This window comes from Streptomyces sp. CG 926 (assembly GCF_003148825.1).
Taxonomy (GTDB): Bacteria; Actinomycetota; Actinomycetes; order Streptomycetales; family Streptomycetaceae; genus Streptomyces.
Genome location: NZ_QGGZ01000010.1, coordinates 252,006 through 270,683, shown reverse-complemented (window position 1 = coordinate 270,683; position 18,678 = coordinate 252,006). Strand labels below are relative to the sequence as shown.

At 74.6% G+C, this 18,678-nt stretch carries 15 protein-coding genes and 1 pseudogene; 9 read left to right on the top strand and 7 right to left on the bottom strand.

Translation table 11 applies throughout. From position 1 onward, the window contains the following. Nucleotides 1-199 precede the first annotated feature (199 nt). Nucleotides 200-970: a peptidoglycan-binding domain-containing protein gene (locus BCL76_RS40400; RefSeq protein ID WP_109781884.1), complete on the top strand. Its 771-nt coding sequence runs from the start codon at nucleotides 200-202 to the stop codon at nucleotides 968-970. A 199-nt stretch (nucleotides 971-1,169) separates the two neighbouring features. Then, nucleotides 1,170-1,298 (top strand): hypothetical protein, encoded by a 129-nt coding sequence (locus BCL76_RS39975; protein ID WP_258309914.1) that lies wholly within the window; start codon nucleotides 1,170-1,172, stop codon nucleotides 1,296-1,298. Nucleotides 1,299-1,325: 27 nt separating this feature from the next. Here the strand turns inward: BCL76_RS39975 and BCL76_RS26455 are convergent, their stop codons facing one another. Continuing rightward, nucleotides 1,326-2,069, bottom strand: a complete 744-nt coding sequence (locus tag BCL76_RS26455; protein WP_109781883.1) for an SDR family NAD(P)-dependent oxidoreductase — start codon at nucleotides 2,067-2,069, stop codon at nucleotides 1,326-1,328. 177 nt (nucleotides 2,070-2,246) lie between these two features. On the opposite strand from BCL76_RS26455, the gene BCL76_RS26450 reads away from it, so the two are divergent. Together BCL76_RS26450 and BCL76_RS26445 are read left to right on the top strand one after the other, a co-directional pair. Next, a complete protein-coding gene (locus BCL76_RS26450; RefSeq protein WP_109781882.1) occupies nucleotides 2,247-3,323 on the top strand; it encodes an RNA ligase (ATP) in 1,077 nt (358 codons plus the stop codon). Between the two features lie 159 nt (nucleotides 3,324-3,482). Then, a complete protein-coding gene (locus BCL76_RS26445; RefSeq protein WP_109781881.1) occupies nucleotides 3,483-4,400 on the top strand; it encodes an NADP-dependent oxidoreductase in 918 nt (305 codons plus the stop codon). Nucleotides 4,401-4,469: 69 nt separating this feature from the next. On the opposite strand, the gene BCL76_RS26440 is transcribed toward BCL76_RS26445, so the two are convergent. The 6 genes from BCL76_RS26440 to BCL76_RS26415 form a co-directional block, all read right to left on the bottom strand. Then, entirely contained in the window at nucleotides 4,470-7,364 is a 2,895-nt protein-coding gene (locus BCL76_RS26440) for a poly(A) polymerase (protein WP_109781880.1), read from the bottom strand. Next, the gene (locus tag BCL76_RS26435; protein ID WP_109781879.1) at nucleotides 7,364-9,214 is read right to left on the bottom strand and encodes an RNA ligase family protein; all 1,851 of its coding nucleotides are present in this window, start codon (nucleotides 9,212-9,214) and stop codon (nucleotides 7,364-7,366) included. Before BCL76_RS26435 ends, BCL76_RS26440 begins: the two co-directional genes overlap by 1 nt. A gap of 108 nt (nucleotides 9,215-9,322) precedes the next feature. Further along, complete coding sequence (locus tag BCL76_RS26430) at nucleotides 9,323-9,994, bottom strand: NAD(P)-dependent oxidoreductase (RefSeq protein WP_109781878.1); 672 nt, start codon at nucleotides 9,992-9,994, stop codon at nucleotides 9,323-9,325. Between the two features lie 156 nt (nucleotides 9,995-10,150). Continuing rightward, a complete protein-coding gene (locus BCL76_RS26425; RefSeq protein WP_109781877.1) occupies nucleotides 10,151-11,680 on the bottom strand; it encodes a hypothetical protein in 1,530 nt (509 codons plus the stop codon). Nucleotides 11,681-11,779: 99 nt separating this feature from the next. Next, the gene (locus BCL76_RS39150; protein ID WP_181382737.1) at nucleotides 11,780-12,238 is read right to left on the bottom strand and encodes a hypothetical protein; all 459 of its coding nucleotides are present in this window, start codon (nucleotides 12,236-12,238) and stop codon (nucleotides 11,780-11,782) included. A gap of 68 nt (nucleotides 12,239-12,306) precedes the next feature. After that, nucleotides 12,307-13,560: a DUF418 domain-containing protein gene (locus tag BCL76_RS26415; RefSeq protein ID WP_109781876.1), complete on the bottom strand. Its 1,254-nt coding sequence runs from the start codon at nucleotides 13,558-13,560 to the stop codon at nucleotides 12,307-12,309. Between the two features lie 238 nt (nucleotides 13,561-13,798). On the opposite strand from BCL76_RS26415, the gene BCL76_RS26410 reads away from it, so the two are divergent. The 5 genes and pseudogenes from BCL76_RS26410 (at nucleotide 13,799) to BCL76_RS26390 (ending at nucleotide 18,619) form a co-directional block, all read left to right on the top strand. Continuing rightward, nucleotides 13,799-14,827: an NUDIX domain-containing protein gene (locus BCL76_RS26410; RefSeq protein ID WP_109781875.1), complete on the top strand. Its 1,029-nt coding sequence runs from the start codon at nucleotides 13,799-13,801 to the stop codon at nucleotides 14,825-14,827. 292 nt (nucleotides 14,828-15,119) lie between these two features. Continuing rightward, nucleotides 15,120-15,623 (top strand): SRPBCC domain-containing protein, encoded by a 504-nt coding sequence (locus BCL76_RS26405; RefSeq protein ID WP_109781874.1) that lies wholly within the window; start codon nucleotides 15,120-15,122, stop codon nucleotides 15,621-15,623. A gap of 152 nt (nucleotides 15,624-15,775) precedes the next feature. Then, nucleotides 15,776-16,509, top strand: a pseudogene (locus BCL76_RS26400) (SDR family oxidoreductase). A 191-nt stretch (nucleotides 16,510-16,700) separates the two neighbouring features. Next, the gene (locus BCL76_RS26395) at nucleotides 16,701-17,240 is read left to right on the top strand and encodes a hypothetical protein (RefSeq protein ID WP_258309913.1); all 540 of its coding nucleotides are present in this window, start codon (nucleotides 16,701-16,703) and stop codon (nucleotides 17,238-17,240) included. 443 nt (nucleotides 17,241-17,683) lie between these two features. Further along, a complete protein-coding gene (locus BCL76_RS26390; protein ID WP_109781873.1) occupies nucleotides 17,684-18,619 on the top strand; it encodes a class I SAM-dependent methyltransferase in 936 nt (311 codons plus the stop codon). Nucleotides 18,620-18,678: the final 59 nt, after the last annotated feature.

Sequence of the window (18,678 nt, the reverse complement as noted above, 5' to 3'; positions counted from 1 at the left end):
ATCCGTTCGCCCGTCGATCGACCCGGCCGAGATCGGCGGTTCTCCGACACGCGGCACGCACGGCGCCCTCGGTCTGCCCGGGGCCCCCGTCGTCGGTGCGGCCCCGGCTCCCGCCGCCCGGCGGGGCGGAGTCTGACCGACCGGGTGGGGGCCGGCACCGCACCGCCGCGCCGGCCCCCGTCCCCGCCGGGAGACCACCATGCGCCAAGACCCTGATGACAGCGGGATCGCCCCCGACGACCACCTCCTCGTACGCCCCTACGTGGCCCCCTCCGGCGCACCACCCCGGTCGACCGGGCCCACCTGGCCGCAGGCCGGCCCCCTCGCCTTCCCGGGCCCGGCACGCGTTCGGGAGGCCGAGGACCCGCCGGCCGTTCCCCCGGCCGTCCCCGTCCCCGGGACCGCCCCCGCCCCCGGTACCGCCCCCCGCCCGGCTGCCCTCCACCGGCGGCGCGGCCGGCTTCCGTTCGCCGTCCTCACCCTGTCGGCGCTCGCCGCGGTGGCCGCCCTGGTGTTCCTGCTGAGCGGTCCCGACGCGCAACCGCCCCGGGCCGGCGCTCCGGCCGAGCTGTCCGTACCGATGCTGCGGGGACGCAGCTCCGACTCCGGCGCAGCGGCCGACGTGCCCGGTCCGACCGCGTCCGCATCGCCCCCCGCCGCCTCCGCCTCTCCCACGCCCTCCCGAGCGCCGGGTGCGTCCGCGAGTCCGAGCCCGAAAGCGCCGTCCTTGCCCAGCGCTTCGGCGTCGAGTTCGCAGAGTTCCTCCGGAACGCTGCGGATGGGGGACACCGGCCCCGAGGTGCGCGCCCTGCAGGAGCTGCTCCACGGGCAGGGGTTCACGTACGTCTCCGTCACCGGTGTCTACGACAGCCAGACCAAGCGCGGCGTCGGCCAGCTGCAGCGCGACCGCTCCATCAAGGGCGACGCCCCGGGCGTCTACGGCCCGGCCACCCAGGCGGCGCTGCGCTGACCGCCCGCGGGAACCGGCGATCCTGTGAGGGTTGAACGTGTTCAATTCTTCTGTCAGGCTACCGATGAAGCCGGAGCGGGCCCTGTCGCGCGGCTCGCTCCTGTGGAATTCAGGGGATTCGTGCTCATTGCCTTCGGGGGTTGCCTTGTCCGTCCCGGTTCCACCGCCCGGCCCGCCGCTGCCCCCGAACCCCCGACCGGTGCCTCCACCCCCGCCCCCGCCGGACGGGCACGGCGTCGCGAAGGCCTTCGCATGCTCCTGCCTCACCGCCGTCGCCGTCGCGGTGTTGTTCGTCATGTACGTGTTCAGCCAGGGGCAGTGGATCTGAGCCCTGGACCGGACGGCCCCGGCGGGGTCAGCGGCCGCCGGAGACCCGCAGTACCGTGCCCGTCGTGTACGAGGCGTCCGGGGAGAGCAGCCAGGCGATCGCCCCGGCGATCTCGGCGGGCCGGCCGGGCCGGCCGAGCGGGATTCCGGCCGCCGCCTTCGCCGGACGGTCGGGATCGCCCATCGCCGCGTGCATGTCGGTCTCGATGATGCCCGGTGCCACGGCGTTGACCCGGATCCCGTCCGGACCGAGCTCCTTGGCGAGCCCCACCGTGAGCGCGTCGGTGGCCGCCTTGGTCGCCGCGTAGTGCACGTACTCCCCGGGGCTGCCGAGGGTGGCGGCCGTGGAGGAGACGTTCACGATCGCCCCGCCGTCGGCCTCGGCCATGTCCCGGGCGGCCCGACGGCAGCACAGCAGGTAGCCGAGGAGGTTCACCTCCAGCACCCGCCGCAGGTCCTCGGTGCGGGCGTCGGTTAGCCGACCCAGCGGGCCGGTCACCCCGGCGTTGTTCACCAGCCCGGTCACCCTGCCGAGTTCGGCGCCGGCGATGTCGAAGAGCCGCTCGACGGCGCACTCCTCGGAGATGTCACCGCGCACGGTCACACAGCGGGCCCCGGCGGCCCGGACGCGCTCGGCGACGGCCTCGGCCGCCGCCGCGTCCTGGGTGTAACCGAGCGCCACATCATGCCCGTTCGCGGCCAGCCGCAGACAGGTCGCCGCACCGATACCTCTGCTGCCGCCGGTGACGACGGTGATCGGACGAGCTGACATGGGAGCCTCCTGCGGGACAGCGAACGTGGGACCTGGACACGGGGCGGGCGGGGGCGGGCAGGCTAACACCGTGATATTCGCTGGACCAGCGGAAATGGCGAGAACCAGAGTGGTCGTCACCGACGCGCCGCACCACCGGGCGTCGTCCGTGTCCCTGACCACCGTTGGAGCCGCACCATGTCGACCTTGCGCGTGACCGCCGAAGAACTGACCGTCCATGAGCACCCGAACGCCGACGCGCTGGAACTGGCCCAGGTGGGCCTCTACCGCGCCGTGATCGCCAAGGGTGCCTACCGCACGGGTGAGTTCGCGATCTACATCCCCGAACAGGCCGTGCTGCCGGCGGATCTGATCGAGGAGCTTGGCCTCACCGGACGGCTCGCCGGCGGCTCCGCCGACCGGGTCAAGGCGGTCCGGCTCCGCGGCGAACTCTCGCAAGGGCTGGTGTGCAGGCCGCGCGCCCTCGCCGATGTCGACCTGGCCCGGGCCGCCAAGGAGGAGACGGACTTCGCGGAGCTGCTCGGCATCACCAAATGGGCCCCGCCCATACCCACGACCATGAACGGCGACGTCGAGGCCGCCGCCGACCTGATGCCGTGGGTCGACATCGAGAACCTCCAGCGCTACCCGCACATCTTCGAGCCCGGCGAGCCCGTCGTCCTCACCGAGAAACTGCACGGCACCGCCTGCCTGTTCACGTACGTGGTCGAGGGCGAGCGGTCCTACGTCTCCTCCAAAGGGTTCGGCTCCAAGGGGCTGGCGCTCAAGGAGGACGAGCGCAACCTCTACTGGCGGGCCGTCCGCGGCCACGAGGTACCGGCCGTCGCGGCCGCCCTGGCCGACCGTCTCGGCGCGACCCGGATCGGGATCTTCGGCGAGGTGTACGGCAAGGGCGTCCAGGACCTCTCCTACGGGACCGACGTACGCACCGCCGACGCGCCGCCCGGATACGCCGTCTTCGACGTCTCCGCCGAGATCGACGGGCGGACCCGCTGGCTGGACCCGGTCGCCGTCCTGACGGACAGTGAGCTTCCGCTGGTGCCACGGCTGTACGAGGGCCCGTACGACCTCGACAAGGTGCTGGAGCTGGCGAGCGGCCGCGAGACCGTCTCCGGCAAGGCCGTGCACCTGCGCGAGGGCGTCGTCATCCGGCCGGCGGCGGAACGGTACAGCCCGGTCGTCGGGGGCCGGGCCATCGCCAAGGCCGTCAGCCCGGCGTACCTGACCCGCAAGGGCGGCACCGAGTACGAGTGACCCTGCCGCGACGTGCCCTACGACGCCGCGCCGCGCCGCGCCCGCTCCACCTCGTGGGGCGGGCGCTTCGTGCATGGTGGGATGGATCGGGGGCGGATTCCACCAGCACACGGAGAGGTCGGGAACATGTCCCAGTCGGGCCGGAGCAGCCAGGAAACCATGCGGGCGATGGCGTACGAGACGTACGGCGGGACGGAGGTGCTCTCCGAGACCCGGCTGCCGATGCCCAAGGTCGGACCCGGCGAGGTCCTCGTCCGGGTCAAGTGTGCCGGCGTCAACCCCGTGGACTGGAAGATCATGTCGGGCGGGCTGGACCCGCTGATGGACGTCGTCTACCCGGTGGTGCCCGGTTGGGACGTGTCCGGCACCGTCGAGCGGGTCGGCATCGACACCCCCGAATACGCCGAGGGCGACGAGGTCATCGCGTACGCCCGCAAGGACTACGTGCACGGCGGGACCTTCGCCGAGTTCGTCACCGTGCCCGTACGCGCCCTCGCGCACAAGCCCACCTCGCTCGACTGGGCCGAGGCCGCGGGGCTCCCGCTCGCCGGGCTCACCGCCTACCAGCTGCTGACCCGCCTCGGCACCGGAAAGGACGACACCGTCCTCATCCACGGCGCCGCGGGCGGTGTCGGCTCCTTCGGCGTGCAGATCGCCCGCGCCTTGGGCGCGCGGGTCATCGGCACCGCCTCTCCGCGCAACCACGACCGGGTACGGGAGCTCGGAGCCGAACCAGTCGAGTACGGAGAGGGACTCGCCGCGCGCGTACGGGCCCTCGTGCCCGACGGCCCCACGGTCGTCGCCGACTTCGTCGGTGGCGTCGGTGGCGTCACCCGGGAGGTCCTGCACGACGACGGACGACACGCCTCCATCGCCGACCCCAGTGTGCTCGGGTCCGGCGGCGAGTGGATGTGGGTCCGCCCGGTCGGCAGCGATCTGGCCGCACTGGGCCGGCTCGCCGACGGCGGGCAGCTGAAGGTGCCCGTCGCCAAGACCTTCCCGCTGGGCGAGCTGGCGGCCGCCTTCGAGCTGAGCCAGGGCGGGCACACCCCAGGGAAGATCATCATCGAGATCTGACCCACCTGCCGGTCGCCGGTCGCCGGTCGCCGCCCGCCGCCCGTCGCCCGGGGCCCGCGACCTGACGTCTCACGCCAGGTCCGGCACCTCGCCGCCGGCCGCCCAGGTGACCTCGACCCCCGGCAGTCCGCTCCGCCAGGGGCCGGCCAGGGCGGCCAGGCGCGCCGCGTCCGGGGGAGTGGCGCCGAGGCCGATCGCGTAGCGGGCCAGGGCCGGGCCCGACGCGAAGGGACGGGGCCAGGCGTGCGCGTCCGTGACACCGGCCTCCTCCAGCGCACCGAGGAGGGAGCGCAGCCGTCCGCGCACCCGGCCCAGGGTCGCCTCGAACTGCTCCTCGGAGGGCGTCCGTACGGTCACCACCGCCCAGGCGGCGTGCCGACGGTGCAGCGGCGGCGGCCCCGGGACCCACTCGCCGTCCACGGGGCCGGACTCCAGCGACTCCCAGGCCGTGTACAACTCCTGGACCAGCAGGTCGCGCAGGCCGGGCCCGACCTGGGTCGTACAACTGCGCACCGGCTCCGAGGGGGTGAGGACCGTGACCGCGGCAGGCCCACCCGCAGCCGCGTCCGGACCACCCGCCTGCGCGCCCGGGCCCGCCGCCGACAGGGATACGGGCTCGCGCCAGTCCCAGGCGGCCCACCTGCCGAAGAACTCCCGCAGCAGGGCTTCGGGCGGCAGCGCCTCGACCTCCTCGACCTCCGCCACCGTGCGCGCCGCGAGAACCGCCCAGGCCAGCCCGGGCAGCCCACCGAACGGAGCGGAGTCCAGTCCCCGGGCCCGGGCCCACGCCTTCACCCGCCGCGCCAGCCCGGCGAACGCGGCGTGCCGCTGCGCGCCCACCAGGTCCCGTACCGCGTCGGCGTCGCTGACCGCGCTCAGGGCGAGCGCGGCCGCCTCGCCCAGCTCCGCCCGCCGGGCCACCGCGTGCGCCGGATCCAGCCCACCGGTGGACACCGTCACCAGATCCACCGACAGCCCGCCGGCGCGGAACCGCAGGCCCGGCACCCGCGCCCCCGTCACCTCGCGCAGCGGCCCCGCCCCGGGCAGCGCCGCCGCCACCCGGTCCCGTACGCGCGCCACATCGGCCGGTCCCGGCAGCGCCGCCACCAGGTCCAGATCGGCCTCCGGCAGCGCGCAGCCCATCCGACGCGACCCGGCCAGATGGACCCGCGCGTCGCCGAGGGCGGCCCGGACGCGTGCGGTGAGCGATTCGGCGGTCCCGTCCCGGGGTGCGGGCGCGGGCGACTTCACGATCTCCGACTCCCCACGCACCTCGCCCGTGCCCAGCGTCACCGTCGCCCGGACCAGCATCGGCCCGTCCCCCCGGCGTGCGAGCACGGCCAACTCCCCGACCCTCGCGGCCACCGGGCCGCCCAGCCGCGCCGTGAAGGCCGCGACCGCCCGCTGCGGGTCCTGGCTACGCCCCAGCGTCAGATGCGGGGTCCAGCCGCCCAGTTCGCCCGTACGCCCTCGGCAGCCCGGGAACCGCTCCGCCAGCGCGCGCCGCAGCTCCTGCCAGGGAGCCTCATCGGCCGCCGCAGGGTCCAGCCAGACGGTGGCGTCCTCACGGTGCCCGAAACTGTGCACTCCCTCCAGCCGGGCGGGGAACGGCTCGGTCGCGGCGGCCACCTCCGCCAGCAGGGGGAGGGCCTCGGTGAAGGAGGACTCCGGCACGAAGCCGAAGAGCAGGTTGACGTGCTCGGGCCAGCGCCCGGCCCCCGGGTCGAGCGTGCGGCGTAGCTCGCGTACCGCGTCCGGCAGGGCCGGCGGCAGCCATGCCACGGCCGTCCGCGCCGTCGCCGGCACGTCGAGGCGCGCGAGCGCGCCGCCCCGCTCACCGAACTCCACGGTCGCCTCCACACCGAAGTGGTCGGAGATGAACAGCCCTTCCGGGGCGGGCGAGTCGCCGCGCAGCGCGGCCCGCGCCACCCGGGCCGTCGTGGACCGCAGCAGGATCCGGTCCAGCCGGCCCGACCGGCCCGTCAGCGAGCCCACCGCGGCCAGCGGATTGGCCCCCGGGTCGAAGGTCGGCGTATCGTCCGCCGCCCCGTGCACGTCGTTCCAGGCGTCCCGCATGCCGAGCGCGGCCGCGGGCCCCTCGGCGCCGTGCCGGCCGTCGTTGAAGTCGCCCAGCAGTGCCACGCCGGCCTCGATGCCGCCGAGCCCCTCGGCGAGCCGGGCGAGTTCGGCCTCCCGTCGCACGTTCCCGTTCTCGGTGTGGTCGCTGGTCAGGTGGGTGTTCGCGACGACCAGGGGGCCGGCCGCGGTGTCCACCCTGACGGCGGTGACGGCCTTGTGCGGGCGCAGCAGGTGCATCCCCGCCTCCCGCACCGGCAGCCGGCTGAGCACCAACAGTCCGCACTCGGCGACGTCCCGGCCGCCCGGATCCGTACCGACGGTGTACGCGGCCCGCACCCATGGCGCGGCCAACAGCATCCTGAGCAGCTCGGGTTCGACCTCCTGCAGCGCGATGACATCGGCATCGGCGGCCGCGAGGTCGGCCGACAACAGCGGCCGGCGCCGGGCGGTGGCGATGTGCGCGGCGTCGTACCGGTCCCAGAGCGTGTTCCAGGTCAGCAGCCGCACCGAGGAGGGTCCGGTGACCGCCCCGTCCCGGGCCCCGGGAGCCGGCTCGGCGGGCCGCCAGGCGCCACCGCCCGCCGGGTCCCACGCGTGCGGGGTCCGCGCGGTGAAGAACGGGGCCCGCAGCAGTCGCGGATCGCGGACCCGGCCCGCCGCGGTGACGTCGATCCGGTCGACGCCCGTGGCCCGGTCCCACACCAGCTCACCGTCCGCCTCGACGAACAGCACCCGGTGCCAGGGAATGTCGCCGCCGGGCACGAAGGAGGGCAGCGGGACCCGTTTCGGCGCGGCCCCGCGCTGGAGCAGTCCGAGCACGAACCGCGCCGGATCGAACCGGGAGTCCCAACGGACCTGGTGGTAGAGCTCCTCGCTGGTACGCATCAGTACGCCCCCCGGCCCTGTTCCCGTCCCTGTCGCTGCCCCTGTTCGTGTACCTGTCCTCGCGGCCGTCCGGTGCCGGCGCGCCCGGTCGCGAGGCCGCCGGCCGTGTCCTCGACGACCCCGGCCGCGCCGATGTACCACGTACGGTGGGCCTGACCGGCGTAGGGCGGGCTGAACCGGCGCAGCTGCGAGGCCAGTACCTGCGGCGGCACCGGATGCGGGCGCACGCCGTTACGCCGCACCAGCTCCACCTCCTCCACCAGCACCACGGCGTGGGTGACCAGCGCGTCACGGCGCCGGGCGACCGAGCCGGCCAGGCCGCGCTGCTGGTCGGTGAGCGAGGTGGCGTCCCACACCGCCGTGCCGCCACGGGCGAGCGCCGTGTCGAGCCGGTCCAGCCCTTCCCGCAACACCTCGGCGTTGGCCCCCTGGTCCGTGCGGGAACCCCTGGCCGAGCGCAGATCGTCGAGACCGATGTACGTGTCCACGCCGGGCAGTTCGCGGCCGAAGGTGCTCTTCCCGCTGCCCGAGGGCCCGCACAGCTGAACCAGCCGGGGAAACGTTCCCTCGCGCCACTGCCAGGTCGCCGCCACGGCCTCCTCCACCGCGGATCCCGAGATCCTGCCCTGCCCGAACGCCCGCCGTGCCTCCGCCCAGCAGCGGTCCGCGGCCCCGGAGTCCAGCCCGGCGAGCGCCTCGCCGAGGCCGCCACGCAGCGCCTCCAGCGGATCCGGGCCGAGCAGCCCCGCCTCCTCGGCGCACAGCGCCGACCACTCCACGCACTCCCGCGCGGCCGGCCCGTCCGCCAGCGCCCCGGCGAGCGCGTGCAGCACGCCGAGATCGGCCGCCGCGGCCATCTTGACCAGGCCGGCCCGCCGGTCCTCGTCCGGGAACGGTCGCTGCAGATACGGGTACAGCCCCACCAGGTCGCCGACCCGCCGCGCGAGCCCCATCCCGACCGGGCCGGCCGCGAGCCGCGCCGCGATCCGGGCCCGCGGCTCGCGGTGGAGCACGGCGGCGAGGACACCGGCCAGCCGGTCCGCCCCGGTCCGCCCCGCCCCGTCGATCCGCGCCACGGCCTCGGCGACCTCCTCCGCGTCGGCGGTGTTGGTGGCACCGGTGGGACCGGTGGCGCCGCTGGGGTCGGGGTCGTCGGTGCCGCTCAGCCCTAGGGCGGCGGACAGACCCGGCACATCGGCCTCGGCCCCCGAGCGCACGGCCCACAACGGGGACGCCGGACCGAGCCCGTTCGGCACGACCTGCGCGAACATCCAGTGCGTACTGGTCTGCACATGGCCGACCCGCACCCACTTGGCCATGCACCGCCCGAAGTCCTCGCGTGTGAAACCGGCCACCGTCCGTACGACGTAGCCCTCCTGGCGTGCCGTGTCGAGCTTCAGCCGGCGCAGCGCGCGCTCGTCGAAGGTGCCCCGCCACAGCACGCGCGGGGTGGGCACGCCCAGGCCGCCGAGGAACCGCACGGTCCGGTCCCAGTCGAGGCAGTGCTCCCCGTCCCACACCGAGAACCCGTAGAACCAGCTGTCCAGATCCTCGTACGGGATCGAGTGCCGGGCGTACAGGTTCTCCCCGCACACCCGCCACCCGGCCGGGATCCCGGGGCCGATCCGACCCTGGAGGCCCTTGACCCAGGCCCGCGAGGGGTGGTGCGCCGAGTCGAGCGAGCGTGCGTGCAGGCCGTCCGCGTACAGGGTGGTGTTCTCCCCGTCGAGCTTCTCCGTGACCACGACCTCGCACCCGGCCAGCGCGCCCGGCCCGACGGCCCGGACGTCGTCCGACGTCGCCCCGGGGGACCAGGGCAGGTGCGGCGTACGGGGATAGTGGATGCGCATGATCCGCTCCTGCTCGACATCGGGTGCCCGGTCACTGTAGGTAACCCGACCGGCCCACTCCACCCAATAAGCCTTCCCTCCACGTCTCCCGCACGCCGTTGTGGCCACTCAGTGGGCGACGGTGAATCGCCGGCCCGCGTGCGCGTCGCGCTCGATCTCGTCGACCAGGGCGACGGCGAAATCCTCCGTGGAGATCCGGCTCCGGCCCTCCTCGTCGACCACCAGGTCGTCGAGCCCCAGCCGGTACGTGCCCGTCCGCTCGCCCGGCTCGATCTGCGCGGCCGGGCTCAGACAGGTCCAGCGCACCTGCTCCACGGGCACGGTCCGCAGGAAGTCCAAGGCGTCCCCGTGGGCGTGCATCAGGGCCAGGACGGGCGCCGGAACACCGGCTTCGTCCCAGACCGCCGGACCTCCCGGGGTACGGAGCGACCCCGCCCCGCCGACCACCACCACCCGCGGCGCGGGCGCCTCGCCACCGAGCGACCGCACCCCGCCGATCAGCGCCTTCGCGGCGGTCACGAGGGCGGCCGGGTCACCGCGGCCGGGTCCGAAGGCGCTGACCACCACATCGTGCCCGGCGACCACCGAGGCCACCGACCCCGGATCGAGGACGTCGCCACGCACCACCACGAGCGCCCCGGCCCCGGTCCCGCTCCCCGCGTCCGGCAGCCGCGCCGGATCCCGGACGACGGCCGTGACCTCGTGGCCGCGCCGGAGCGCTTCGCGCAGCACCCGGTTCCCGATGGTGCCGGTCGCGCCGAAGAGGGCGATCTTCATCATGGCGACTCCCTGGAGGTGGAGGGCTGTACGGGTTCCGGTCGGGCCCCGTCCGGCCCATCCAACCGAACCCGCCCCTCACCCCCGGGCAGCCGGGCCGGGGCCGCTCGGATGAACCGGTCCCGGCCGCTCGGACGCACCGGTCCCGAGGCGCGGTCCTCAGCCGACGACGGGCGCGTGAGCCGGCATCGGTACCGCGGCGGCCAGCCGCCCGGCGGCCGCGAAGTGCAGTCGCTCCAGCCGGGCCGCGTACGGCCAGCCGGCCGCCCGGTAGAAGCACAGGTCGCTCGGGATCGGCACGGCCCGCAGGTCGGCCGCGTGCGTCCCGGCCGGCAGCTCGGTGGCCGCCGCCAGCAGCGGGTCCGCCGAACCGGCCCACTCGCCGACCGGGGCGGGCCGTGGCCACGGCTCCCCGGTGTCGGGGAACAGCCATCGGGTGTCCCGGGCCATCCGCGCGGCGAAGTCCGGGCCCGCGGCGGCCCGCCGGGCCAGCCGCGCGAGGGTCAGCAGCAGGTCCGGCAAAGACTCGGCCAGCAGGGTCAACTGCGGGTACCGGCGCAGGCTCTCGCCGTCGCCGGGCACGGAGACGACGTACCCCCACCGGCCGGTCGCCGCGTCGATACGGATCTGCGCGAGCGCGTGGCCGTGCCGGTGGGCGATCCGGGCGAGCGGCCAGTACGAACCGTCGCCGCCCAGCATGCGATGCAGCTCGGGGTCCACCGCGTGCTCAGGAGCCCCGGGCAGCAGGCGCAGCGCCGGAAGCCCCGCGATCGCCACCCCGCCGATCTCCCGGAGCACGGTCCGGACCTCCTCGGGGACCGGGACCGACCAGCCGTCGACGACGGAGTCGGCGCAGCCCGCGTCGAGCACGACGAAGCCGGGGCAGCTGTCGGCCAGTTCCCGCAGCTCGGCCACCGCACGCCGGGCGGCATCGGCCGGCACGCGGTGCCGGCGCACGGCCCGACCGAGGAAGTCCCCGCTGACCACGCTGCGCAGCAGGAGGGCCCGACCCTCGCCGACGATCTCGAACTGGACCTCGCTGCTCCCGGTGTCGGCGGTGTTGTGGAGGGTGGAGAAGTACGGTTCCCAGTCCACGGCGCACGGGTAGCCCGGCAGGCCGTGCAGGTCGACGAGATCGGTGAGCGGGTCGCCGCGGCCGACGAGGGCGGCGAGTTCGTGATCGGCCCCATCGCCTCCTTCGCCGCCCTCACCTCCCTCGGCGAGTGCGACGGTGGAGGTGGCCGGTACGCAGAACGTGCCCCTCGGCCGGTCCACCACCCCGTCCGCCAGCCGTTCGGCGAACCCGGCCAGCCATGCGGTGAAGTCCCGGGCCTCGACGGTGACATCCGGCTCGGCCCCCCACGGGTTGACGGCCACGACCGGCCCCCAGCCGGTGGCCCCGACCCCCACGATCAGCGAGCCCTCACCGAAGTCCGTCTCGCCCAGCGTCCAGCAGCCGTCCGTGAACACCTCACGGCCGCGCGGCCCGAAGCGGTACTCGTGGTCCTCCGTCTCCAGGCCGCCGATCTCCCGCAGTACGCCCCGCACCTCCTCGGGCACCGCGACGGCCCAGCCGTCCAACTCCGCGTCGGTGAAACCCTCGAACAGCTCCAGCTCGTCCGGCCGCTCCCGCGCCAGCTCCTTCAGCGCCCGCACGGCATCCACCGCCGACGGCCCCGCCTCGTACATGCTCCTGGCTCCCCGTGTCGCCCGATCTGCGGCTCCGAGGGTATCTGCGGGGCTGCCCGGACGTGACCCGAACCCCCTACGCCGGACCATGACGACGCCTCAGTGGCAGAGGGCCACGATGGACGGATGCACGGTGCCCTCGGCCGCCTTGCACAGGGCGGACATGTCGTACGAACGCTGCGGCGCGGGCCGGGGCTTCGCCGGCGCCGCGGTCTTCACCCGCCCGGCGGGCCGCCGGGGGCGCGGGGGCTTCGCCTCGGCGCGGCGCGGGCGACGCGGCCGCTCGGCCGCCGCCCGTACGGGTGCCGGCTCGGCTTCCGGGACCGTGGACGGTGCGGGTCGGACCTCGGTGGAGGGTGTGGCGGGCGACGCGGCTTCGGCCGATGTCGGGAGCGGGCCCAACGGCAGGGCGAGGGGCGCCGGTTGCCGAGCCTGCGTACGGGCGGCCGCGGGCGCCGCGCGCGGCGCGTCCTGCGGAGCGACAGGAGACACCGTCACACACCCGGTGGTCAACACGAGCGCGGCAACGGTCAGGGGCAGGGCGCGGCGCAGCTGCATCCGCCCACCCTGCCGTACCGGCGCCGCGCGGGCCGAACCCCGTCACACGGACGGGTGATGGCGCGTCTTCAGGCCGGATCGCGCCCGCGCGTCGCCAGCCGCAGCACGTGTTCCACCGGGCCGCGGCGCAGTGGGCTGTCGGCCCAGATCCGCTGCCAGGCCCAGGTCAGGCCCAGGGCCGCGGCGCTGAACGCCAGCCAGGCGGACCAGGACGCCGCCCCGTGCGCGGGCCCGGCCAGCACCAGCGCGTGGACGACGTACGCGCTCAGCGCCATCGCCCCGAGCAGGGTGAGCGGCCGCAGCAGGCGCGCGCCCGTCCCGTGCCGCGCGGCGAGCGCGCACAGGCCGACGAGGGCGCAGCCCACGCCCGCGTTGCCCAGGGTCTCCAGCGGGGTCTGGCTGTAGGGATCGGCCACCAGCAGCCAGTCCCAGGAGGTGCTGGGCACAGCCCCGTACTGTCCGCCCAGGACCTCCCGTACGGGGTCGGCCGCGGACAGGGCCTGCGGATGGTGGACGGCGATCGTCTCCAGCAGCCGCTGCCGGGCGCCGAACACATGGCTCGCGAGCCAGGCCGAGCCGTACCCGGCGACGGCGGTCACGGTGCCCCACACCGCCATCCGCCGGGCCACCGACCGCACCCGCACGTCGCACAGCCGGGCCAGGGCCATCCCGACCAGCACGTACGGGAAGTAGGTGGCCAGCGGATACGCACCGGTGAGCAGCAGTTCCAACAGCACGCGGCCCGGTCCGGACCAACTGGCGAGGTCGCCTGCCTCCGGGACCAGGCCGCGCCCGGAGACCTCGTAACCGAACACCGGGCCCAGCAGGAACGACAGCAGCGGGCCCACCACCACCGACGCGCCCGCCACGGCGGTGAGCGCCGGCGTGGACAGCCGGGTGAAGGGCTCGGCAGCCAGGAAGTACACGGCGAAGAAGGCCAGGATGACCAGGATCCCGGGCCACAACGAGGCCAGCAACAGGCCGAGTACGGCCAGCAGCGCGCAACGGATCAGCAGAGGACGCCAGCGGCGCGCCCAGCCCGCCGGGCGCCGGGCCGGGTCCGACCCGCGCTGGGCGAGGACCAGGGAGAAGCCGGCGAGCAGGGTGAAGAGGGCCGGGGCGCGCCCGTCGGCCGCGACGAGGAGGTATCCGGCACCTCGCGGCTCCGGGCCGGGGCCGACGTGCACGGCGAACATGCCGAGGACGGCCAGGCCGCGCACGGCGTCGACCCCGGCCAGCCGGCCGGAGCCCCCGGCCGGGGCCGCGACCCCGATGCCGGTGCCGGTGTCGTTTCCCGTTCCGGCGGAGGGGACGCGTCGCATGAAGGGGTCTCTCCTGGATCCGTCCGTGCCGTCCGCACGTGAAAAGTGGTCGGACCGACGGTTTTCACACCGCCAGTCCGCATCCGGAAGGTACCAGCACGTACATAACCAAGTAATAAGGAGGTATAGGGGTGGCAAAGGAGCGGCGGGTCGACGAGGGCGGGTCGGCCGCCGTAACCCGGGAGCCGTGACCGCTGTTGCACAGTCCGGCGGGTCCACCCACGGTGAACGGAGTCCGATGCCGCAGCTGACCGACCAGGGCGCGATCGACGAGGGCGAGCGGGAGCGGGCGGGGACCTGGATGACCCCGGCGGAGTACGGGGCCTCGCGGGCCGCCGTCTGGACCGCGGCCGTCGTCCTCGTCACCGACACCCGCGGCCGGATCCTCGTCCAGAGCGTCGACTACCGCGCCGACCGGCTGCTCCCCGGCGGGGCCGTGGACGCCGGCGAGGCACCGTCCGCGGCGGCCGCCCGCGAGCTGCGCGAGGAGCTCGGTGTCGACGGCCGCTACCCGCGCGGCCTCGCCGTGGACTGGATCCCGGCCGACACCCCCGGCTTTCCGCCCGAGATGTGCTTCCCGGGCGAGATCCTGCACGTCTACGACGGCGGCACCTGGACCCCCGACCGGATCGAGGCCGTTCGCCTCCCCGCCCAGGAAATCACCGCGATCCAGTTCGCCGAACCGGCCGACCTGCCCGCCCTGATGGACCCCGGCGACGCCCGCCGCGCCCTGTCGGCCCTGCGCGCCCGCGTCAACGGCTCCGGCGCCGCCCTGCTGGAGGACGGCCGTCCCACCGCGCCGACCGCCCTCGACCGGCTCGGGGTCCTGCGCACCCGCCGGATCCCGCAGCACGGTGCCTGGCACCCGGGCCCGGTCCCGGAGCGGCTGCCCGTACAGGACCTGTCGGCATGGCTGTTCGCCCCCGACGGCCGGGTCCTGCTGCTGATCTCCCGGGCCACCGGCGCCGCCCACCTCCCGCCCCCGACGGCCGGCTCCACGCGGGACGCCCTCCCGCTCGGCTACCGGCACGCCGAGCAGGGCGTCCACGCCCGCGTCGTGGCCCGCCTCACCGACCTGGCGTCGGGCGCGGACCCGCAGTACGCACGTCTGCTGGCCACCCCCGAACAGGTCCGCGAACTGAGCGATTGGGGACCGGCGGGCGACGACGAGCTCGCGGCGGTGCACGCCGCCCGCACCCGCCTGGGCCTCCCCGTCGCCACCCGCACCCCACCCACCGAACTCCCCGAGGAGGGCGCTCGGCGGTGAGGTGTCGGTGGCCCCGCCGACCGTCGAGCGCATGGGATTCACCAGCGCCTGGTCGATCAGCTGCCACGAGGACTCCGTCATCGCCGACCTCGCGGCGCGACGGCCCGCTCCGGACCTGGTGGGCCGCGACCCGGGCCGGCCTCGGGCTGTGCGGGCTCGCCTTCCACGTGCGCCGACGGCCGTCGCGGCGGGTTGCCGACCGGGGTGCGGGCGGCGTTCGGTCCCGCCCCGCGACCACCGCCATGATCGGGAAATCCGCCGTCCGCGGTCCGCGGTCCCGCAGCATGGGGCCATGAGCGACAGCGCGATCACCTACACCCTGTACATCCAGGCCGATCCCGCCAGGGTCTGGCAGGCCCTCACCGAGCCGGCCTTCACCCGCCGGTACTGGGGCCTGAGCTTCGAGACCGACTGGGCGGTGGGTTCGCCGATGGACTGGGTCGAGCGGGGGGCCCGTACCAGCGACCCCGAACAGGTGGTCCTCGACTGCATCCCGGACCGCCTGCTCTCCTACACCTGGCACACCTTCACCCCGCAGTGGGCGGCCTCGGCCGGGATCGGCGAGGAGCTGCGGGCCGAACTGGCCGAGGAGCGTCGTACGAAGGTGACGTACGAGATCGAGCCCGTCGGCGACAGCCTCGCCCGGCTGACCATCCTGCACGAGGACTTCGAGCCCGGTGGCACCCTGATCGGCATGTGCGGGCGGGCCTGGCCGATGCTCGCGTCCAGCCTCAAGACGCTGCTGGAGACCGGGGCCCCGCTGCCGGAGGCGGAGGAGGAGGCGGGCGAGCTCTGAGGCGTGGCGTGGAGAGCCGGTGCGCGTCCGCGCCCCCGGTCGCCCCGAACGGCCCGGCTCTCCGCGATCCCGCCCCCTGCGGCCCGACCGCCCTGCCATGCCCCGCACCTGAGATCATGTGCACAGACCACGAATCAGGAGTGAGCGCAGACATGGCACCGGAACACCGTCGCGTCGTCATCACCGCCGCCGGCCGCGACTTCGGCCGTACCCTCGCCCTCCGTTTCGCGAGCGGGGGCGCCGAGGTCCACCTCTCCGCCCGGACCCTCGAAGCCGCCGAACGCGTCCGCGAGGAGATCCTCGCCCAGGGTCACGACGCGGACCGCGTCCACGCCCATGCCTGCGACCTGACCGACCCCGCCTCCGTACGGCAGTTCGCCGGCGAGGTCGCCGCCCGTACCGAGCACATAGACGTGCTGGTCAACAACGGCGCCCGCTACCAGCACGGCGCGGACCTCAAGTCCGCCTCCGACGAGGACGTGATCGACACCCTCGCCTCCGGCGCCACCGGTACCGTCCTGGCCACCAAGGCCTTCCTCCCGCTGCTCCTGAAGTCGGCCGAGCCGGACATCGTCACCATGATCTCCGGCTGTGGGGAGACCGGCCACCACCGGTCCGACGCCCACGCGGCCTTCTACGCGGCCAAGAGCGCCCAGGCCGGTTTCACCGAGATCCTCTCCCGCAGGCTGCGCGACCAAGGTGTCCGCTCATCTCCCTCTACCCGCCGGACTTCGACAACCACGACCCGCTCTCGGAATCCTGGGAGGGGGCGCCGCGCACGGCGAAGGACCCGCTCACGGCGCAGTCGTTGGTGGACTGCATCTTCTTCGCGATCGGTCAGCCCCGCGACTGTTTCATCAAGTCCTTCCACTTCGAGCAGGTCTGACGGACATGGGCGGTGGCCGCCGACAAGATCCTGGACGCGTCCGAGCCTTCCCGGTCACGGCCCACCGGCCAACGGCCACCGGCTACCGACCGGTCGGTCCGGAAGCCCTGATGTCGGCCCCGCACCGCTGAACCGCCCCTGACGGCACCCTGACCGCCGGCCGCGGACGGAGATCGTGTGGAATGGGTGCCATGGGGAGAGGAAACGACGAGCAGCGACCCACCGCCGACATACCGGCGGGGGACCCGATGAACGGCCCCGACGCCGACGAGCCGCCCGAGCACTGGCGCTACGCCCGCCATCTGGAGTCCTTGGCCGCGGCGCCGGGCCCGGGCGCGGGCCCGCAGGCCGAGGCGGAGGTCGTGGCCGCCGTGCTGCGCGATCCCGACGGGGTGATGGCCGAGAGCGCGGTGGTCACCCATCTCGACCGACGAGCCGTACAACTGCTGGACGAGGAGGAGTTCCCCGCCTGGTCCCGGGCCATGGCCGCCGCCCTCGCCGGCCGGGCCTTCCCCGAGCGCCGGCTGCGGGAGTGGAGCCTGCTCAAGGCCGTCACCCGCGGCGAGGCCTGGTCCCCCGAGGAACTCACCGCGGCCTCCGACTGGTGCCAGCGCACCGCTGCCCGCCTGCTGACCTCGTACGAGGCCCTCGCCCTGCTGGCCACCGACGCCCGCACCCGCCGCGTCCGCAACGCGGCCGCCGAACGCCTGCGGCGCGGCACCGCGGTCTGACTCCGGATCACGCGGCGTAGGCCGCATCGGCCGGCGGCGGCCGTACGGCCGAGGAGGAGAGCGATCCCGCGCGCCGTGCGTGCCCGCGGGAATGCCCCCCGAAGGCCTCGGGCCGGTCGAGGCACCGGTCCGACCCGAGCGGCGTGCCGGTAACCACGTGTGCGCCCCGGCGTTCGCGGACGTGGCCTCAAGACGTGGGCCAACTCGTCGTCGCCGGCACCGCGTTCACCGTGGCCGTCGCCGTGTGAGCGGTCATCCGCCTCAGGTGGTGGCCTCGGGCCGGCCCCGCTCGCGACCGCAGCACCGCGCCGGACAGGTGGGGCGGGAATCACAGGATGATCGCGTTTACATCTCGTCACACGTCCATCCAGGGCATAAGGTTCCGGTACCCGGCCGGGTATCCGCGTGAAGATCGATGCCACTTCGCTGGAGGATGACTCTCCGTGTCGCACGTTTCTCAAGCTTCCGTCACGACCCCCGACGGTGAGCCCGCCCCGCCCGTACCCACGACGTACGCCGAGGTCAAAGGCTGGTTCGCGGCGTACGACCAGGCGCTCTTCGACTGGTTCCTGACGCGTCAGAACAGCGACGAGGGGAAGCCGGGCGACCTGCTGGAACTCGGCGCCTTCATGGGGAAGAGTGCGATATTTCTCGGCCGGTACCTGCGGCCCGGCGAGCAATTCACCGTGTGTGACCTCTTCGACTCGCCCGCGACGGACGACTCCAACATCGCCGAGAACGGCGCGTCCTACCCCACGCTCACGCGGCGCGGCTTCGAGACGAACTACCTGGCCTTCCACGAGACGCTGCCGACTCTGATCCAGGCCCCGACCTCGGTCGTCGCCGACGAGGTCAAGCCGGCGAGCTGCCGATTCGTGCACATCGACGCCTCGCACCTCTACGAGCACGTCGTCACGGACATCGCGTCCTCGCGGATCGTCACGACCCCGGACGCCGTGGTGGCTTTCGACGACTACCGCTCCGAGCACACCCCCGGCGTCTCGGCCGCAGTCTGGGGCGCGGTGGCCACGGGCGATCTGCACCCCATCTGCGTCTCGAGCTCGAAGCTCTACGCGACCTGGGGCGACCCGGCGCCCCACCAGGCGGCGCTGCTCGCGTGGCTGGAGGAGCGCACCGACCTCTGGCACGGCGTGGAGATGATCGACGACCGCCCGCTGGTACGCATCGGCGACCAAGGCGTGGTCGCGCCGGAGTCCCCGCAGCCGCTGCACCCCGCGCCGCCCGCGGAACCGGCGCCGGTCCCCGCTCCCGCCGCCGTGCGCAAGCCCGGGGTCCGCTGGCGCAAGCTGGCCAAGGACCTGCTTCCGCCCGTGGTCACCCGCGCGATCGTGGCTCGTAACCGCCGCCGCAGGGGCTGACGCCGAAGGCCGACGGCGCACCCCGGACCGGGTCCGGTCCGGGGTCGGCGCGGCGTACG

Coding starts and splice junctions, on each gene's coding strand:
- BCL76_RS40400 (WP_109781884.1), top strand. CDS start 200: ATGCGCCAAGACCCTGATGACAGCGGGATCGCCCCCGACGACCACCTC.
- BCL76_RS26455 (WP_109781883.1), bottom strand. CDS start 2,069: ATGTCAGCTCGTCCGATCACCGTCGTCACCGGCGGCAGCAGAGGTATC.
- BCL76_RS26450 (WP_109781882.1), top strand. CDS start 2,247: ATGTCGACCTTGCGCGTGACCGCCGAAGAACTGACCGTCCATGAGCAC.
- BCL76_RS26445 (WP_109781881.1), top strand. CDS start 3,483: ATGCGGGCGATGGCGTACGAGACGTACGGCGGGACGGAGGTGCTCTCC.
- BCL76_RS26440 (WP_109781880.1), bottom strand. CDS start 7,364: ATGCGTACCAGCGAGGAGCTCTACCACCAGGTCCGTTGGGACTCCCGG.
- BCL76_RS26435 (WP_109781879.1), bottom strand. CDS start 9,214: ATGCGCATCCACTATCCCCGTACGCCGCACCTGCCCTGGTCCCCCGGG.
- BCL76_RS26430 (WP_109781878.1), bottom strand. CDS start 9,994: ATGATGAAGATCGCCCTCTTCGGCGCGACCGGCACCATCGGGAACCGG.
- BCL76_RS26425 (WP_109781877.1), bottom strand. CDS start 11,680: ATGTACGAGGCGGGGCCGTCGGCGGTGGATGCCGTGCGGGCGCTGAAG.
- BCL76_RS39150 (WP_181382737.1), bottom strand. CDS start 12,238: ATGCAGCTGCGCCGCGCCCTGCCCCTGACCGTTGCCGCGCTCGTGTTG.
- BCL76_RS26415 (WP_109781876.1), bottom strand. CDS start 13,560: ATGCGACGCGTCCCCTCCGCCGGAACGGGAAACGACACCGGCACCGGC.
- BCL76_RS26410 (WP_109781875.1), top strand. CDS start 13,799: ATGCCGCAGCTGACCGACCAGGGCGCGATCGACGAGGGCGAGCGGGAG.
- BCL76_RS26405 (WP_109781874.1), top strand. CDS start 15,120: ATGAGCGACAGCGCGATCACCTACACCCTGTACATCCAGGCCGATCCC.
- BCL76_RS26395 (WP_258309913.1), top strand. CDS start 16,701: ATGGGGAGAGGAAACGACGAGCAGCGACCCACCGCCGACATACCGGCG.